General features: G+C 66.1%; 1 pseudogene. It reads right to left on the bottom strand.

Going from position 1 to position 280, the window contains the following annotated elements:
• Positions 1-252 (bottom strand): annotated as a pseudogene (locus GV790_RS30125) (two-component sensor histidine kinase); the annotation flags it as partial.
• Positions 253-280 lie beyond the last annotated feature (28 nt).

Below are 280 nucleotides of genomic sequence, written 5' to 3'. Positions count from 1 at the left end.
CTGCAGCAGCGCGGGATCGTGGGCGCCCTGCAGCTGGCTCTGCACCATGCTGCGGGCACGATCCATCTCCTCGACGGCCGCGTCGATCTTGGCGTCCAGCAGCCGATCGGTGATCTGGCTGGTGAGCACCACACCGAGGATGGTGATGACGATCAACGACAGCGTCAGCGTCGAGACGATGACGCGAAGCTGCAGCGATCGCCGCCACAGATGGCCGAGGGAACTACCGACGCCCTTGAACCATGCGCCCACCGGCGCAAGTCCTCGCTGAAGCGAGGCG

The sequence above is a fragment of the Nocardia cyriacigeorgica genome (genome assembly GCF_010858045.1).
Classification (GTDB): Bacteria; Actinomycetota; Actinomycetes; order Mycobacteriales; family Mycobacteriaceae; genus Nocardia; species Nocardia cyriacigeorgica_E.
Note: the sequence above shows the minus strand (reverse complement) of the source record. Positions and strands in the feature narration are given on the sequence as shown.